We start from the raw sequence: 15,864 nt of genomic DNA on the forward strand, positions 1-15,864 counted from the left end.
ACACCTGCTTCCTGACAAAATTGCCATTTTGGCGCCATCTTGCGGTTGGTCGATTTCGATAAGATTGCCATTGGAATATGAGACGGCGTGAAGTCGTCGCCTTGGCGGACAATCGGTGTGTGCCCCCCGCGCACGGGTTAGCCGGAGGCCCAGGGAGATCGCTGCCGTCTCAGCTTCCGCTTAAGCAATTATTTCGTATTCCGGAAAGTCGATTGAAGCGCTGGAAGGCGCTGTCAGACGTTCAGGACTCTCGGGCTATCAGTCTGTCTTACCTTGCGCGTGTCCGCCGATGTGGATTGTCAATGTAGCGCTGCGCCGGCCATACACGTTCATCGTGATGGCCATCATCATTCTGTTGGCTTCACCGTTGGCCTTGCTGCGGACGCCGGTCGATATTCTCCCGAATATCAATATCCCGGTCGTCAGCATCATCTGGACGTATAACGGGCTGAGCGCGGAAAATATGGCGGCGCGGATCACGTCCGCCAATGAGCGTGCGATCACGACCACCGTCAACGATATCGAGCATATCGAGTCGCAATCGCTGCCAGGCATCGCGGTACTGAAGGTGTTCCTGCAGCCGAGCGCGAATCTCGAATCGGCCATCGCGCAGATCGCCGCCATCGAACAATCGATCCTGAAGCAGATGCCACCGGGTGCGACGCCGCCGGCCGTCGTCAGTTATTCGGCTTCCAGTATCCCAGCAGTGCAGTTGGGCCTGTCCAGCTCCACGCTGTCGGAAAAAGACCTGAACGACACGGCGCTGAACACGCTTCGGCCGCAGTTGGTGACGATCCCGGGCGCCTCGATTCCCTTCCCGATGGGCGGCCGCACCCGCGTGATCGCCGTCGACTTGAACCCGCAAGCCTTGCTGGCAAAGGGGCTGACGCCGCTCGATGTCGTCCGCGCGGTGAATGCGCAGAACCTGATCCTGCCCACCGGCACCGCCAAGATCGGTGAGAAGGAATTCAATATCGATATGAACGGCTCGCCGCCGACCATCTCGCAATTGAACGACATCCCGGTCCGCACCGTGAGCGGTGCGACGACCTATCTGCGAGAAGTCGCCCACGTCCGCGACGGCTCGAACCCGCAGACGAACGTCGTGCGGCAGAACGGTCAGCGCGGCGTCCTGATTCCGATCATGAAGAACGGCAGTGCCTCGACACTGTCCGTGGTCGAAGCGCTCTACAAGCTGCTGCCGCAAGTCAGCGCCACGCTGCCGGCGGATCTCAATATCACCGCCCTGTTCGACCAATCGATCTTCGTCAAGGCCGCCGTCCAGGGCGTGATTCACGAGACGCTGACCGCTGCCGCGTTGACCGCGGCCATGATCTTGCTGTTCCTCGGCAATTGGCGTAGCACCTGCATCATCGCCGTGTCGATTCCGCTATCGATTCTATCGTCGTTGCTGGTGCTGCACGCCCTCGGCCAGACGATCAATATCATGACGCTGGGCGGACTCGCGCTGGCGGTGGGTATCCTGGTCGACGATGCCACGGTGACGTTGGAGAATATCGAGCGCCATCTGCATATGGGCACGCCGTTGCGCCAGGCCATCCTCGACGGCGCCGGCGAAATCGCCGTGCCCGCATTGGTCTCGACGATGTGTATCTGCATCGTGTTCGTGCCGATGTTCTTCCTCGCGGGCGTTGCGCAATATCTGTTCGTGCCGCTGGCCGAAGCCGTCGTGTTCGCGATGATCGCGTCCTACATTCTATCGCGCACCCTGGTGCCGACGTTGGCGATGCTGATGATGCGCGATCACGTCGCGACCGGCCACGCGGGAGACGAGGCGGGTGCACGCCGCAGGAATGCGTTTGCCCGGATTCATCACCGCTTCGATCGGGGTTTCGAAAGAATGCGGGCCGGCTATATCGTCGTCTTGAGTACCTTGCTGGTGCGGCGTCGTTTGTTCGCCTCGGTTTTTCTGGCGGGCTGCCTGGCTTCCCTGGGACTCGTTTTCACCTTGGGGCAGGACTTCTTCCCGACGGTCGATGCCGGCAATATCCGCTTGCATATGCGCGCGCCTACCGGTACGCGGATCGAGGAAACCGCGCGGATCACCGACGAAGTCGAGAAGCGCGTGCGCGAGATCGTCCCGGCCGACGAATTGAATACGATCGTCGATAACCTGGGCATGCCCTATAGCGGCATCAATCTCTCGTACAGCAATGCCGGGACCATCGGCACGTTGGATGCCGAGATTCAAATTGCGCTGAAGCACGACCACCGCCCCACCGCCGAGTACATGCGGCAACTGCGAATCGACCTGCCGAAACAGTTCCCCGGCGTCGAATTCTTCTTTCAGCCCGCCGACATCATCACGCAGATTCTGAACTTCGGTTTGCCCGCCGCTATCGATGTGCAGATTTCCGGCAATGACCTGCACGGCAATTTCGATGCGGCGGCCAAGCTGATGAAGCAGATCCGCGACGTGCCGGGTACCGTCGATACGCATATCCAGCAGCGTCTGGACGCGCCCACGCTGCATCTCGAAATGGACCGTACCCGCTTGCAACAGCTCGGACTGAGCGCTTCCGACGTCGCGCAGAATCTGCTGGTGGCGCTCTCGGGCAGCGCGCAGACGTCGCCCGGTTTCTGGTACAACGCGCGGAACGGCGTCGAATATAACCTCGCCGTGGTAACGCCGCAGTATCGGATTGCATCGGTCGACGACTTGCTGCGCACGCCGGTGACGCCGGGTGCCGGCAGCACCGGCGGGGCCGCGCCGAGTTCGCAGCTGCTCGGCAATCTGGTGCACGTGACGCCGGAGCGGGGTTTCGCCGTGGTCAGTCACTACAACATCCGCCCGGTGATGGATATCTTCGTCGGTGTCGACGGGCGCGATCTGGGCAGCGTGGCATCGCGCATCGATAAGCTCGTTGCGCACGCGCGGGCCACGCTGCCGCGCGGCAGCCAGATCACGGTACGCGGCCAGGTGGCGACGATGCGTGCCTCTTATATCGGTCTTGGTGCGGGCGTCGTGATGGCGATCGTGCTGGTCTATCTGCTGATTGTCGTGAATTTCCAGTCCTGGATCGATCCGCTGATCATCATCAGCGCGCTGCCGGCCGCCTTGGCCGGCATCGTCTGGATGCTGTTCCTGACCGGCACGCATCTCAGCGTGCCTGCTTTGACGGGTGCCATCATGACGATGGGGGTGGCCACCGCCAACAGTATCTTGATGGTCTCGTTCGCCCAGCAACGCACCGCTGCCGGGGCGCCTGCCTTGACGGCCGCACTGGAAGCCGGGGCCAGCCGGATCCGGCCGGTCCTGATGACGGCCAGCGCCATGATCATCGGCATGGTGCCGATGGCGCTGGGCCTGGGCGAGGGCGCGGAACAGAACGCGCCGCTGGGCCGCGCCGTGATCGGCGGCCTGCTGTTCGCCACGGTGTCGACCCTGTTCTTCGTGCCATTGCTTTATGCCGGCATCCACGATCGCCTGGCCCGACGCGGCACCCATCGCCACGCGGGCGGTAGCGGACCGAGCGGGCCTGGTGGGCCGAGCGGCGGCGATGGATCCGGTGGCCCGCATGGCTCGGGCTCGGGCGCAGGCCAGGGTTTCCGAGATGGCTATGGACCGACGCAGCCGGGATATGTCGCGGCAACCCAATCTGGCGGCACGCACGCTCTTTGATTCAGCAGGTCGACGATGATGAATGAAAAACACCATGCCGAGTTGGCGATTCCGGCGCCGGAGCCCGGCGAGACGCGTGTCATGCCGGCACGTGGCCCGGCGTGGCGTCGCGCGAAGATCAGCGTCGCCGTGGTCCTCTTGCTGATGGCCGCCGGCGCGGTGCGCATCGCCATCGCGGATTTCCAGCAACGTCGGCAGGTCGCCGATACGACGGTCGAAAACGCCAGGCAGTATGTGCACGTCGTCAGTCCGAAGCGTGCGAACGCCGACGGCAATATCCGGCTGCCGGGCACTTTGCGTGGTGCGGTCGAGTCGCCGATCTATGCTCGTGCCACCGGGTATCTGATGAAGCGCTACGTCGACATCGGCGCGCGGGTGACGCAAGGTCAGCTGCTCGCCGAACTCGACACGCCGGAAATCGATCAACAATTGGTCCAGGCCCTGGCGCAGCGCGCGCAGACGTCCGCGAGTCTGGGACTTGCAAAAAGCTCGCTGGATCGATGGCAGAAGCTGCACGAGCGCGATGCCGTGTCCCAACAGGAACTCGACGAACGACAAAGCACTTACACGCAGGGTGTGGCGAATCTCGCGGCGGCCGATGCCAACGTCCAGCGTCTAAAACAGTTGGAATCGTTCAAGCGGATCGTCGCCCCGTTCTCCGGAGTGGTGACGCAACGCAACGTCGATGTCGGCGATCTGGTGGATGCGGGCGGCGCGAGTGGCAATGCGTCTCGCGCACTGTTCGCGCTTGCGCAGACCGATAGCTTGCGGGTCTACGTGCAGGTGCCTCAGGCCTACGCACAGGGCGTTCAGGAAGGTCAGTCGGTGGCGGTGACGCAGGCCGAGCTGCCGGGCAGGAAGTTCGAAGGGAAGATCGCCCATATCGCCGGCGCGATCGACGTCGCAACGCGGTCTCTGCAAATCGAGATCCGGCTTGCAAATCCGGACAACACGCTGCGGCCCGGTGCCTACGTGCAAGTAGCCTTGCCGGCCCCGGCCCGGTCCGAATACGTGATTCCCGGCAACACCTTGCTGTTCCGCGCCCAAGGCCCGCAGGTGGCGATCGCCCGCGCCGATGGCACCGTGCATCTGCAGACGATCGTCATCGCGCAGGACTTCGGTCAGTCGATGGAGATCGAAAGTGGCATCGGACCGCATGACCAGTTGATCCTGAACCCGAGCGATTCGATCGCCGAAGGTGACAAGATCGAGATCGCGCAGGCGAAGGCGTCCGCCAAGCCGGGTTCCGGCGCGGCACCGCACACCGCGCCCGCCGTGGCCCCGGACGCCGACTCCGGCGTGGCGACATCGACGGCGGCGGACGAGGCGCACTCGTGAAAACCGCGCTTCGAATAACGGGACAGTGGGTTGCCACCTGCGGCATGACGGCCGCGCTGATCGGCTGCACGCTCGGCCCCGACTATCATCGGCCGGATGTGGCGACGCCGGCGGCGTGGCGCACGCCGGCCGCCGGCGCATCCGATGCTGTCTCCGCGGTCGATCCGACGTCTCCGGAAGTGGACGCGGCAGGGCGAAATTGGGCGATGGCCGTGCCATCGCATGCACCGCTGCAAATGGACTGGTGGGGGGCATTCGGCGACAGCACGCTGTCGGATCTGGAAGGGCGCGCGCTCAGCGGTAACGCGACGCTGGCGGCGGCGCTCGCCCATTACGATCAGGCGCAGGCCACGCTGCGTAGCGTCACCGCGGAAGGACTGCCCGAAGTCGACATGGGCGGCGGCGTGTCGCGCGCCCGCACCGCTGAAGATCGGCCCCGGACAAATTACGCGACCGCCACCCATCATACGGTTCAGAACGATATCAAGCTGGGTCCGACGCTCAACTATGAAGTCGATCTGTTCGGCAAGATTCGTCGCGATGTGGAAAGCGCGACGGCAACGGCGCAGCAGTCCCAGGCCGATCTCGCCAATGCGCGACTCGTACTGACGACGGATCTGGCGAACCATTACTTCATGCTGCGCGAGTTGGATGCCGAATTGGACGTGATCGCGCGGTCGCTGGCGTTACAGCAGCAGGCCTTGCGTTTCGTCGCGTCCCAGCACGAGCTGGGCGCGGTGTCGGGACTCAATCTGATGCAACAGCAATCGCAATTGGATACGACGGCCGTGCAGCAGACCTTGTTGCAGAATCAGCGTGCCCAGTACCAGAATGCGATCGCCGCGTTGGTCGGCGTGCCGGCACCCGATTTCACGATCGCGCCGGCAGCGGTTGCCGACGCGCGCTTCGTCATCCCGCTGGCGTTGCCGAGCGAGTTGCTGCAACGGCGTCCCGACATCGCATCGGCGGAACGGGCGATGGCTGCCGCGAATGCCAAGATCGGCGTGGCCCGCGCGGCTTTCTTCCCGACGTTGACGCTGAGCCCCGGCATCGGTTGGGAAGCGACGCGTTTTGCCGGGCTGTTCAGTGCGCCGGACTTGATGTGGACGCTCGGTGCATCGATCAAGCAGGTGCTGTTCGATGGCGGGCGTCGCACGGCGACGATCGATTTTGCGAATGCCGGTTATCGGGCGGCGCAAGCGAATTATCGGCAGACCGTGTTGACCGCGTTCCAGCAAGTGCAGGACGGCGTCACCGGGCTCGCAACCTTGGACGAAGCGCAGCAACGCGCCGGAAAGTCTGTCGACGATGCGCGTCGCCTGTTGTCGCTGGCGCAAGACCGTTACGAGGGGGGGCTGGTTGCCTATCTCGACGTCATCGCCGCGCAGCAGTCTTTGCTGACCAATGAGCGGACTGCGACGCAGATTCGTGCACAGCGTTGGACCACCACCGTTGGCCTGGTCAAGGCCCTGGGCGGCGGATGGAGCGCGCAGGAGCTGCTCGCGGTAGCACCGGCGGCAACACCGCCGCAGCAACTTGCCGCATCGTCGCGTTGAACGCGCTGCCGGGGTAACATCCCAAAATGGCGTCGTTCGGCGTCAGGGGAGGAAGGGTGTATGAAGCTGTTGATCGTCGAGGACGAGCACAAGGTCGTCGATTATCTCCGGACCGGCCTGACGGAGCAGGGCTGGATTGTGGATGTCGCATTGGATGGTGACGAAGGCACGCATCTCGCGCTGGAGTTCGACTACGACGTGATCGTGCTCGATGTAATGCTGCCGGGCAGGGACGGTTTCGCGGTATTGCGCGCGATTCGAAGCCGCAAGGCAACGCCGGTGATCATGCTGACCGCGCGCGATCAAATCGACGACCGCGTACGCGGCCTGCGCGGCGGCGCCGACGACTACCTGACCAAACCCTTTTCCTTCCTCGAACTGGTCGAACGTCTGCACGCGCTGGCGCGCCGTACCCGCACGCAGGAACCGACGCTGATTTCGATCGCCGGCCTGCATGTCGATCTGATCGGGCGGCGCGCGACACGTGAGGGCAGCCGTCTCGATTTGACGTCGAAGGAGTTCCAGTTGTTGAGCCTGCTGGCGCGGCGGCAAGGCGACATCTTGTCGAAGACCGCGATCGCCGAGTCGGTCTGGGACGTCAATTTCGACAGCCATACGAACGTGGTCGAGACCGCCATCAAGCGCTTACGCGCGAAATTGGATGGCCCATTCGAGACGAAGCTTCTGCATACGGTGCGCGGCATGGGCTATGTACTCGAAATGCGCGACGCCGACGACCTGCGGCACTGAATGAAGCGCGCCATGTTCTCCGCCCTGTCGAAGGTGCTGGGCCGCCCGTCGATCTCGCGCCGTCTCGCCGTGATGTTCGCGCTGATGGCATTGGCGATTTTCACGTTAGTGGGTGGCGGCTTGATGATGAGCCTGGGGAGCCAGCTCGAGATATCGACGCGCCAGGCATTGGCGAACCAACTCGAGGTGGCGACGCTCACGCTGTATCACACGTCCACCCGGGAGCGCTGGCTGGTCGCCCGTGATCGGCTGGCCGCGATGTCGCCCGACGATCCGACCGGCAATCACGAGAGCACGCATTTCGCCGTCACCAGCGCGGATCCGCAGTATCGATTCAATACCCCGATCACCGGCCACGTGCTTCGCACCTGGCCCGCCGGCTATCAGCGGATGGCCGTACCGGGCGGACCGAACAAGCTGGTTCAGACGGTGGAAGTGCCGGCACGCGGTCAGCGCCCGGCGCTGCAATTGCAAGTGGCCGTCAGCTATGCGCAGAAGGCGCGCATCATGGATGCGTTCGGCGCGTCCTTGCGCGTGCTGTATGGTCTCGGCACCTTGATCGTGCTGGTGCTGGGCTATACCGTGGCGCGTATCGGGCTTGCACCGCTCGCACGGCTGACGCGCGAAGCCTCGACGATCAGCCCGCATACCCGTTCGCAGCGCCTGCAGACGGCGCCATTGCCGGCTGAATTAAGCGAGCTGGCGACGTCGTTCAACGGTGCGTTGGAGCGTCTGGATGTCTCGCATGGCCGCTTGGAGGCGTTCAACGCCGACGTCGCGCACGAGCTGCGTACACCGATCACGATCCTGATCGGACAGACCGAGGTGGCCTTAACGCGCAGTCGTAGTGCCGATCACCTGGCGGCAACCTTGGAGTCGAACCTGGAAGAACTGAGCCGGATTCGCGATATCGTCAACACGATGTTATTTCTCGCGCGTGCCGATCAGGGAGATCGGGCGACGTCGTTGACGTCGGTCTCGCTGGCGGCGGAATGTCGGCGCACCTTGTCGTTTCTCGAAATGACGCTGGAAGACGCGCAGATGACGGTGGCCCTGGACGGCGATGCCATCGCTTCCGTGGACACCGCGATGTTCGGCCGGGCGCTTGTCAATCTATTGATGAATGCGATCCAGCACTCGACGGCGGGCGAGACGATATCGGTGTCCGTCACGGCCGCCGATGTCGACGACGCGGCGGCCGCGCACGTCGTTGTCGCCGTTGCGAACCGGGGCGCGCCGATCCCCTCGACGACGATCGTGCATCTATTCGATCGCTTCTATCGCGCGGAAGCGTCGCGCACCAACAGCCGCGAAAATCACGGGCTCGGGCTTGCCATCGTCAAGGCCGTTGCCGAGATGCATGGCGGCCAGGCGTGGGCAGCCAGCCGCGCGGGCGTCAACACCTTCGCCTTCTCGGTGGCGATGCAAGAAAGCAACGTCGTCGGCTGAGGAAGCGGTCTTCCGCCGTGAGGGCGTTTGATCGCGCGCTCGTCGTCGTGGCGTGTCCGTCGCGTCTCAGAAATTCCCTAACCTTACGCTGAACCGGGCCGGAAACGGATCCGTATGGCCGCCTTCATGGCGGCGGATTTTCTAGAAACTTTAGTTCTTATTTTACCGTTGATTGTTTCCTTAAATTACCGGTTTTTTTGGACATACCTCGGTCGTCTTGTGGTGTCACCATACCCCTTGCCTATGATTATCATGAATTGAAAGACGGGTCGTTATCCTCCTTTTCATGCCAATTGAATGACGGCATAATGCGGCGACGGAACCGGTTCGTCACAAATGTTGTGTACACCTGAGTAAAGAATCGCACGGACGTGCGCTTCTTGTATCCCGACGTAGAGACCGTCGCTAAGCGTTGAATAAGAAAAATGCACAGTGAGCGCCTCCTGCAATCAGGCGGCGATACATTGAAAAACCTCATGCCGTCGGCAACGGAAACATCGAACGTGAAAAATTTTCTTGGATCGGTACGCTTTAAAATCTCGACCGCAATGACCTTATGCGTCCTGTTGATCGCTTCGATCGGGATCTTCGGCGCCGTGGTAATCGGCTATTTGAATAAGACGGTTCACGACGAATACAGGCAAACGACATTACCCATCCGTACATTAGGTGAATTCCGAACGGCGGCCACCGATATCAAATTGCAAGTACGTCGCATCCAGGTGCTCCGTACGGCTGACGCCACGCGGCAGGCGATCGCGGCAATGCAGACCGATGTCGCGGCGACGCGGCGGGCTTGGACGGCGTACTACGCACTGAGCGCCGACGAAAGCCCTGGCGAACGGGGGCTCGCGGATCAAATCGTTGGCATTCTTCCCGCGTTGCACGAGCAGCTCGACGGCTTGAATGCGCAGTTCACCGCCGGCGATTACGATGGCGCCGTCGAGCGGGTTGCCCGGTATGCAACGGATTCGGATGCGATGTTGTCGGTGGTCGACAAATTGATCGCGATGAAAGATGCGCAGGCGCTGCAATTCGGCCTCGACAGCGATGTTCAGGCTTCCCATGCGCGCACCTTGGCATGGACCTTGATGAGCCTGGGGGTGCTCCTGGGTATCGTGGCGACCGCATACCTGCTTCGGGTGATCACTCGTCCTTTGCAGCAAGCGATCACGGTGGCGAACACGATCGCGGGTGGCACGTTGGAAATGCCTATCGAAGTGACATCGCGTGACGAGTTCGGCGTGCTGCTGGACGCGCTGCGGCGCATGGACGCGCAACTCGCCGGTGCCGTGCGCAATATTCAGCAATCGACAACGGCGGTGACGCAGGCATCGCGCGAAATCGCGAGCGGCAATCTCGATTTGTCGTCCCGCACGGAAGAACAGGCGGCGTCGCTCGAGCAGACGGCCGCGAGCATGACCGAGATGACCGAGGTGGTCGAACGTAACGCCGAGCACGCACGCCAGGCCAGTACGCTGGCGGACGACGCCCGGAGCCTGGCGCTGCGTGGCGACGAGGCCGTCAAGGCAATGATGGCGACGATTCGTCAGGTCAGCGATCAGGCCGGCAAGGTAGCGGATATCAGTGGCGTCATCGAAGGGATTGCTTTCCAGACCAATATCCTGGCATTGAACGCGGCAGTGGAAGCGGCGCGCGCGGGAGAACAGGGGCGCGGATTTGCCGTGGTCGCCTCCGAAGTCCGCGCGTTGGCGCAGCGTTCGGCCGCGGCGGCGAAAGAGATCACCGCAATGGTCGGTACGTCGGTCACCGTCATCGACAACAGCGCGTCGGAAGCCACGCGGGTCAGTGAAACGATCGGCGCCGTACGCGATGCGATTCAGAACGTCGCGAGCATCGTCGGTGAAATTGCTGCCGCGTCCGATGAACAACACCAGGGCATCGTCCAGGTAAATCAGGCGGTCACGCAGATGGACGAGGTGACGCAGCAAAATGCCGCACTCGTCGAACAGGCGTCCGCTGCCGCGCACGCATTGGAAGCGCAGGCGGAAATGCTGAGCACCGCTGTTTCGGGTTTTACCCTGTCCGGTCAAACCCGCGGTCGCACCGGTATCCACGCGACGGCGACAGCAGACAGGCGTATCGCACCATCGTTTGCCGGTGCGGTATGACGCGCGTCGTCCGAGGTCGACGAGGAAAGGGGGCAGGTCGCGGCGCAACAAACCCTACAGTTTTGTAAGGTTCCGCCGTTGACCGTAAAGCACCGCCGTTTTAGCGGCGCTTACTCAACTCGCGTAGAACTCGACGAATGAAAAACCTCAAAATCGGCGCCCGCCTCGGGATTGGCTTTGGTTTGGTGATTTTGCTGCTGTGTGCCAGCGCCGCCAACAGTCTCCTAGGGCTGACCGCGGAGAACGCGGCGACTCGCTCGGTCACGCAGAATCTCTATCCGAAAGCCGCAGCGCTCGCGGATATCCGCTATCTGGTTGCCGATATGGGTCGTACGGTACGAAGCGTGGTGGATGGCTATGACCAAAAGACGATCGATATCAACACGAAAGCGTATCAGGCCGACAAGGCAGAACTGGCGGCGGACATGCGGATCGTCGATACGGCGATCAATTCCGATACCGGACGCCGGATGTATGCCGACGTCGACCAGAAAGGTCAGCTCTTCGTTTCCATGTTGGATCAGGTGATGAGCCTGGCGGCGAGTGGTCAGCGCGACCAAGCCAGAAAGGTGATGTTTGTCGACATCAACACGGCGCAACGTGAATATCAGAATAGCGTTGCCGATATGCTGGCGTTCCAAAAACAACGAATGGATCAGGGCGCGGCGGATTCCGATGCGGTGTTTTCCAACTCGCGCATCGTGACGATCGTGGTCGCCTTGGTATCGTTGGTCATGGGTGTGCTGCTGGCGGTGTATATCACGCGTTCGGTGACTGCACCATTGCGCGATGCGGTGGCGGTGGCGGACCGGGTGGCAGCAGGCGATCTGACGAGCCGGATCGTCGTGGCATCCACCGATGAAACGGGCCAGTTGCTGCTCGCCCTCAAGCGGATGCAGGACAGTTTGACCACGACGGTGGGCGCGGTGCGGGGCAATGCCGAAGGGGTCGCCACGGCAAGCGGCCAGATCGCACAAGGCAATACCGATCTGAGTCAGCGCACGGAAGAGCAGGCGGCGTCGTTGGAGCAGACCGCCGCAAGCATGGAAGAACTGACGGCCACGGTGCGCCTCAACGCGGAAAACGCACGCCAGGGCAATGTGCTTGCCAGCAGCGCATCGGAAATTGCGCTCCGCGGTGGGGAAGTCGTCGGCCAGGTGATCGGCACGATGACCGGGATTGCCGAGAGTTCCGCGAAGGTCGGTGAAATCATCAGCGTCATCGAAGGCATCGCTTTCCAGACCAATATCCTGGCATTGAACGCGGCAGTGGAAGCGGCACGCGCGGGCGAGCAGGGGCGCGGTTTCGCCGTCGTCGCGGGCGAAGTTCGCACCTTGGCGCAACGCAGCGCCGCAGCGGCAAAGGAAATCAAGACGCTGATCGACGAATCCAGTCAGCGCGTGACCGCGGGTACGGCGTTGGTATCGCAAGCCGGCACGACGATGAGCGAAGTCGTGGGCTCCGTCAAACGCGTGACGGACTTGATGGGCGAGATCTCGGCGGCATCGGTGGAACAGCAAACGGGCATCGAGCAGGTCAATCAGGCCGTCTCACAAATGGACGAAGTGACGCAGCAGAACGCGGCCTTGGTCGAAGAGGCGTCCGCGGCGGCACAATCCTTGTCGCAACAGGCGGTCGATCTGCGGGAGCTGGTGGCGGCGTTTCGACTTTAAACGCGTCGCGACGCACCTTCCGCGTTCAGAGTTGCTTGCAATAGAACGTGGTTCCGCAGAACTCGCCGGTAGGCATCAGCGCATAGTTCGGCACATCGCCGACGCGTTGCCAGCCGGCGCGTGCATACAGGCGCTCCGCATCGCCGCCCGTGACCGTGTCCAGCACGAGCACATGCTTTCCCGCCTCCAATGCGGCTTCTTCCACTTTCGCCATCAGGCGCTGCGCAACGCCGCGTCGTCGGGCGCGACGGTGCACCAGCATTTTTGAGACATCGGCGCGATGCGGTTGGTTGTCGGGTTGCGCGGTGACTAACTGCACGGTACCGACGATTGTCCCGTCGGCATCCTCGGCGATGAGCAAAATCCTTTCGTTCCGCGCAACGCTCTTGGCCACGCCGTCCCAGAATGCGACCGCAGTTTCCCGTGCGAGCGGCAGCATGAAGCTGACTGAGGCCCCACCCTCGACACAGTCCATCAAGACATCTGCCAGTCCTTCAATGCAGGCGGCGGCCTTATCGGCACCGACGCGAAGCACCCGAATCTCGTCGCTCATGACTTTCCCCGTGATCTTTTTCTGCCAATGTCATCTGCGTCGCTCGATAGCGGCCCAGCTTGTTGGTTGAAGCAAAAAAGCTGACGGGATTGTACAACGTCATCGCAAGGCAATCGCGCTATGCCAACGTACGATAGGCCGCCTCGACGGTGGATTCATCAATGCGACGGCACGCTCGGCGCACGTCGCGGCGACTCCGGGTAAAGGGCCAGCCCGATCACGCTGACCACGCCGCAGCCGAGCATGTACCAGACAGGGGCGTAGAAGCTCTGCGACCAACGGTAGAGCGCACCGACGATCAACTGCGCGAAGCCGCCAAACAAGGTGACGCCAAATGCGTAGATGATGCCGAGCGATGTCGCGCGACGCTCGATCGGCAGCGATTCGAGGATCAGCACGAAACCTGCCGGACTCGACAGGGTCATCAGGCCGACAAGAACGATGACGACGGCCACCACGATGCCGAGGCTCGGCGCATGACACAGCAGATAGAACGCAGGCCAGGCCACTAAGAGCGAAACGATCGACAGACGGTAGAACAGGGATTTGCGACGCGGGGTCCTGTCGGCAAGTCTGCCCGCGAAGGGAGAACCGAGAAGCAGCACCAAGCCTGCCGCGCAGCCGGCCATCAACGAGAGCGCTGGCGCCATATGCAGCGACACCACCAGAAATGACGGCAGAAAGAAGACCATCGTGTACATCGTCGACGTGCCGCCGATGACCAGCATTGTCCCGGCCGCGATCAGACGCACGGATAGTCGGTGCCGCGGCGTCGGATCTTGCGGTTTCGTTCGTGGTTGCTCGTCTGCGTGCGGGGCATGCACTGTCGATGCCGCCAAGGTGTCGTGCAAGTGGCGTCGCAGATAGAAGCCGACCGGACCGCAGGCGAGGCCGATGAGGAAGGGCAGGCGCCAGCCCCATGCCAGCAGGGCATCGGCTGGCAATACCCGCGTCACGATGCCGGCGATCACGGCACCTGCGAGCGCCGCGCCGCCCTGACTGGTCATCTGCCAACTGACCGCGGCGCCGCGTTTTCCCGCGCTTGCCGACTCCATCAGAAACGATGTCGCGGCGCCCACCTCGCCGCCGGCGGCGAACCCTTGTAGCAAGCGGCCGCACACGATGAGCAAGGGCGCGGCCCAACCGATCGCGGCATAGGGCGGGGCCAAGCCGATCATGCCGGTTCCGATCGCCATCATCGTGACCGTCAGCAGCAAAGCCGGCTTGCGTCCCACGCGGTCCGCATAGGCGCCAATCACGACACTGCCCAGCGGGCGTATCACAAAGCCGACCCCGAACGTGGCAAGCGACAGCATCCAACCGCCCAGCTCGGATCCGATCGGGAAGAATAACTTCCCGATAATGGCGGAGAAGAAGCTGAAGACGGTGAAGTCGAAGAATTCCAGCCCGTTGCCGAACGCTGCTGCGAGCTGCGTACGACGTGCTTGCCCGACGGCGTTGACGTGCACGCGAGGCGAGTCACGACGTCCTTGCGTCGAGACGACGGCCGTCGGGGCAGGACGATCCGATGCATTCATGAAGGCGCGCTCCGTTTAGAAGTTGTGGTACATGCCGAGCGAGACGGTCACGGGTGTCATGCCGGTTTTTGGGACGGCGGTTCCGGTTTCCGTCGGCAGCGGATTGCTGTTGAGCACCACGGTCGAGATACCGTAATTGCGGATAAAGCCGGCACGCGCGTACAGTCCGGTGCGCTTCGAGAGCGTGTAGTCGTACCCGAGCATCACACCCAGCGCCGAATCGCTGGCGAGCTTGCCGGCACTGTCTCGTACGCCCGATGTGTCGCGATATACGATCGAGGCACGCCACGCATTGCGCCCGGTCGGCAAGATGAGGCCGAGCGTGTAGACACGCGCAATGCCGTCGGCGGCGAGCTTCGGCGCAAATTGGCTAAAGGAACCAGACAGGACGAGCTTGCCGGTATCGTAGACCCCGCCAATGCCGTAGAGGTCGTTGCGCACGGTGCCGGTGGTGCTGCTACCCCAGACTTGGTTATAGTTCGCGGAGATATAGGTGGTGCCGTTGAACCATTGCCAGAGGACGCCTTGCGCGGCGGCCGCTGGCGTCTGGCCGGCGACGTTGCTTGGCGCGTACATCACCTCCGTACTGAAACCCGAGAAGGTGGGGGAGAGATAGGTCACCGCGTTGTTGACCCGCGCGGCCAATTGCGTCGCGCCGGCGCCGAGGTCGCTGTTGTAGCCGACGCCCTTTGCCGTCTGCACGGCCGCCGCGCCGAGCCAAGTCGCCACCGAATTCGTTGCCACCGTGCCGAATACATCGACGAACAAGGGCAGGCCTGTCCCAATTTGTTTGCCGAAGCGGAGCTGGCCGTACTGGTTCGACGCGAGCCCGACCCATGACTCTCGGTTGAAAAACGAGGTCGTGTCCTGCACCGCGCCGCTATTTGTCAGAGAGCCGCTTTCGAGATTGAATTCCGCCCGCAAACCGCCGCCCAAATCCTCCCGGCCGAATATCCCGAATTTGGACGTCCACTCTCCACCACTTTGCATTTGCCAGAGCGATTTGCCGCCGACGGTTTGATAATTGATGCCCGTGTCCACCGAGCCATACAAGGACACGGTCGATGCGGTGCCGGTGCTGAATTCCGGAACCGACGCGAGCATCGACGCCTGATACGACATGGCGTTCGCGTTACCGATATCGATCCCGAATGCGCCCAGCGTGAAAGCGGCCAGGCCGCATACATAGGTTTTTCTCATTATTTCTTCCGGTCATATCAAGCGAAAGGATC

General features: G+C 62.5%; 10 protein-coding genes. 7 read left to right on the forward strand and 3 right to left on the reverse strand.

Going from position 1 to position 15,864, the window contains the following annotated elements:
- The first annotated feature begins 289 nt into the window (after positions 1 to 289).
- The 7 genes from ABEG21_RS17955 (at position 290) to ABEG21_RS17985 (ending at position 12,541) form a co-directional block, all read left to right on the forward strand.
- Entirely contained in the window at positions 290 to 3,643 is a 3,354-nt protein-coding gene (locus ABEG21_RS17955) for an efflux RND transporter permease subunit (RefSeq protein WP_347557987.1), read from the forward strand.
- Between the two features lie 18 nt (positions 3,644 to 3,661).
- Positions 3,662 to 4,981, forward strand: coding sequence for an efflux RND transporter periplasmic adaptor subunit (locus ABEG21_RS17960; RefSeq protein ID WP_347558077.1), 1,320 nt, complete (start codon positions 3,662 to 3,664; stop codon positions 4,979 to 4,981).
- 44 nt (positions 4,982 to 5,025) lie between these two features.
- Positions 5,026 to 6,537 (forward strand): efflux transporter outer membrane subunit, encoded by a 1,512-nt coding sequence (locus tag ABEG21_RS17965; RefSeq protein WP_347558078.1) that lies wholly within the window; start codon positions 5,026 to 5,028, stop codon positions 6,535 to 6,537.
- A 60-nt stretch (positions 6,538 to 6,597) separates the two neighbouring features.
- Positions 6,598 to 7,287: a heavy metal response regulator transcription factor gene (locus ABEG21_RS17970; RefSeq protein WP_347557988.1), complete on the forward strand. Its 690-nt coding sequence runs from the start codon at positions 6,598 to 6,600 to the stop codon at positions 7,285 to 7,287.
- Positions 7,288 to 7,299: 12 nt separating this feature from the next.
- Positions 7,300 to 8,736, forward strand: coding sequence for a heavy metal sensor histidine kinase (locus ABEG21_RS17975; protein WP_347557989.1), 1,437 nt, complete (start codon positions 7,300 to 7,302; stop codon positions 8,734 to 8,736).
- Between the two features lie 503 nt (positions 8,737 to 9,239).
- Positions 9,240 to 10,868, forward strand: coding sequence for a methyl-accepting chemotaxis protein (locus ABEG21_RS17980; protein WP_347557990.1), 1,629 nt, complete (start codon positions 9,240 to 9,242; stop codon positions 10,866 to 10,868).
- A gap of 137 nt (positions 10,869 to 11,005) precedes the next feature.
- Positions 11,006 to 12,541, forward strand: coding sequence for a methyl-accepting chemotaxis protein (locus ABEG21_RS17985; RefSeq protein WP_347557991.1), 1,536 nt, complete (start codon positions 11,006 to 11,008; stop codon positions 12,539 to 12,541).
- Between the two features lie 25 nt (positions 12,542 to 12,566).
- Here ABEG21_RS17985 and ABEG21_RS17990 read toward each other — a convergent pair whose 3' ends face one another.
- The 3 genes from ABEG21_RS17990 to ABEG21_RS18000 all read right to left on the reverse strand — a co-directional run bounded on the left by ABEG21_RS17990 (position 12,567) and on the right by ABEG21_RS18000 (position 15,832).
- Positions 12,567 to 13,094: a GNAT family N-acetyltransferase gene (locus ABEG21_RS17990; RefSeq protein WP_347557992.1), complete on the reverse strand. Its 528-nt coding sequence runs from the start codon at positions 13,092 to 13,094 to the stop codon at positions 12,567 to 12,569.
- A 158-nt stretch (positions 13,095 to 13,252) separates the two neighbouring features.
- Complete coding sequence (locus ABEG21_RS17995) at positions 13,253 to 14,632, reverse strand: MFS transporter (protein WP_347557993.1); 1,380 nt, start codon at positions 14,630 to 14,632, stop codon at positions 13,253 to 13,255.
- Positions 14,633 to 14,647: 15 nt separating this feature from the next.
- Positions 14,648 to 15,832, reverse strand: a complete 1,185-nt coding sequence (locus ABEG21_RS18000) for a porin (RefSeq protein WP_347557994.1) — start codon at positions 15,830 to 15,832, stop codon at positions 14,648 to 14,650.
- Between the last annotated feature and the right edge of the window lie 32 nt (positions 15,833 to 15,864).

The sequence above is a fragment of the Robbsia sp. KACC 23696 genome, assembly GCF_039852015.1.
Taxonomy (GTDB): Bacteria; Pseudomonadota; Gammaproteobacteria; order Burkholderiales; family Burkholderiaceae; genus Robbsia.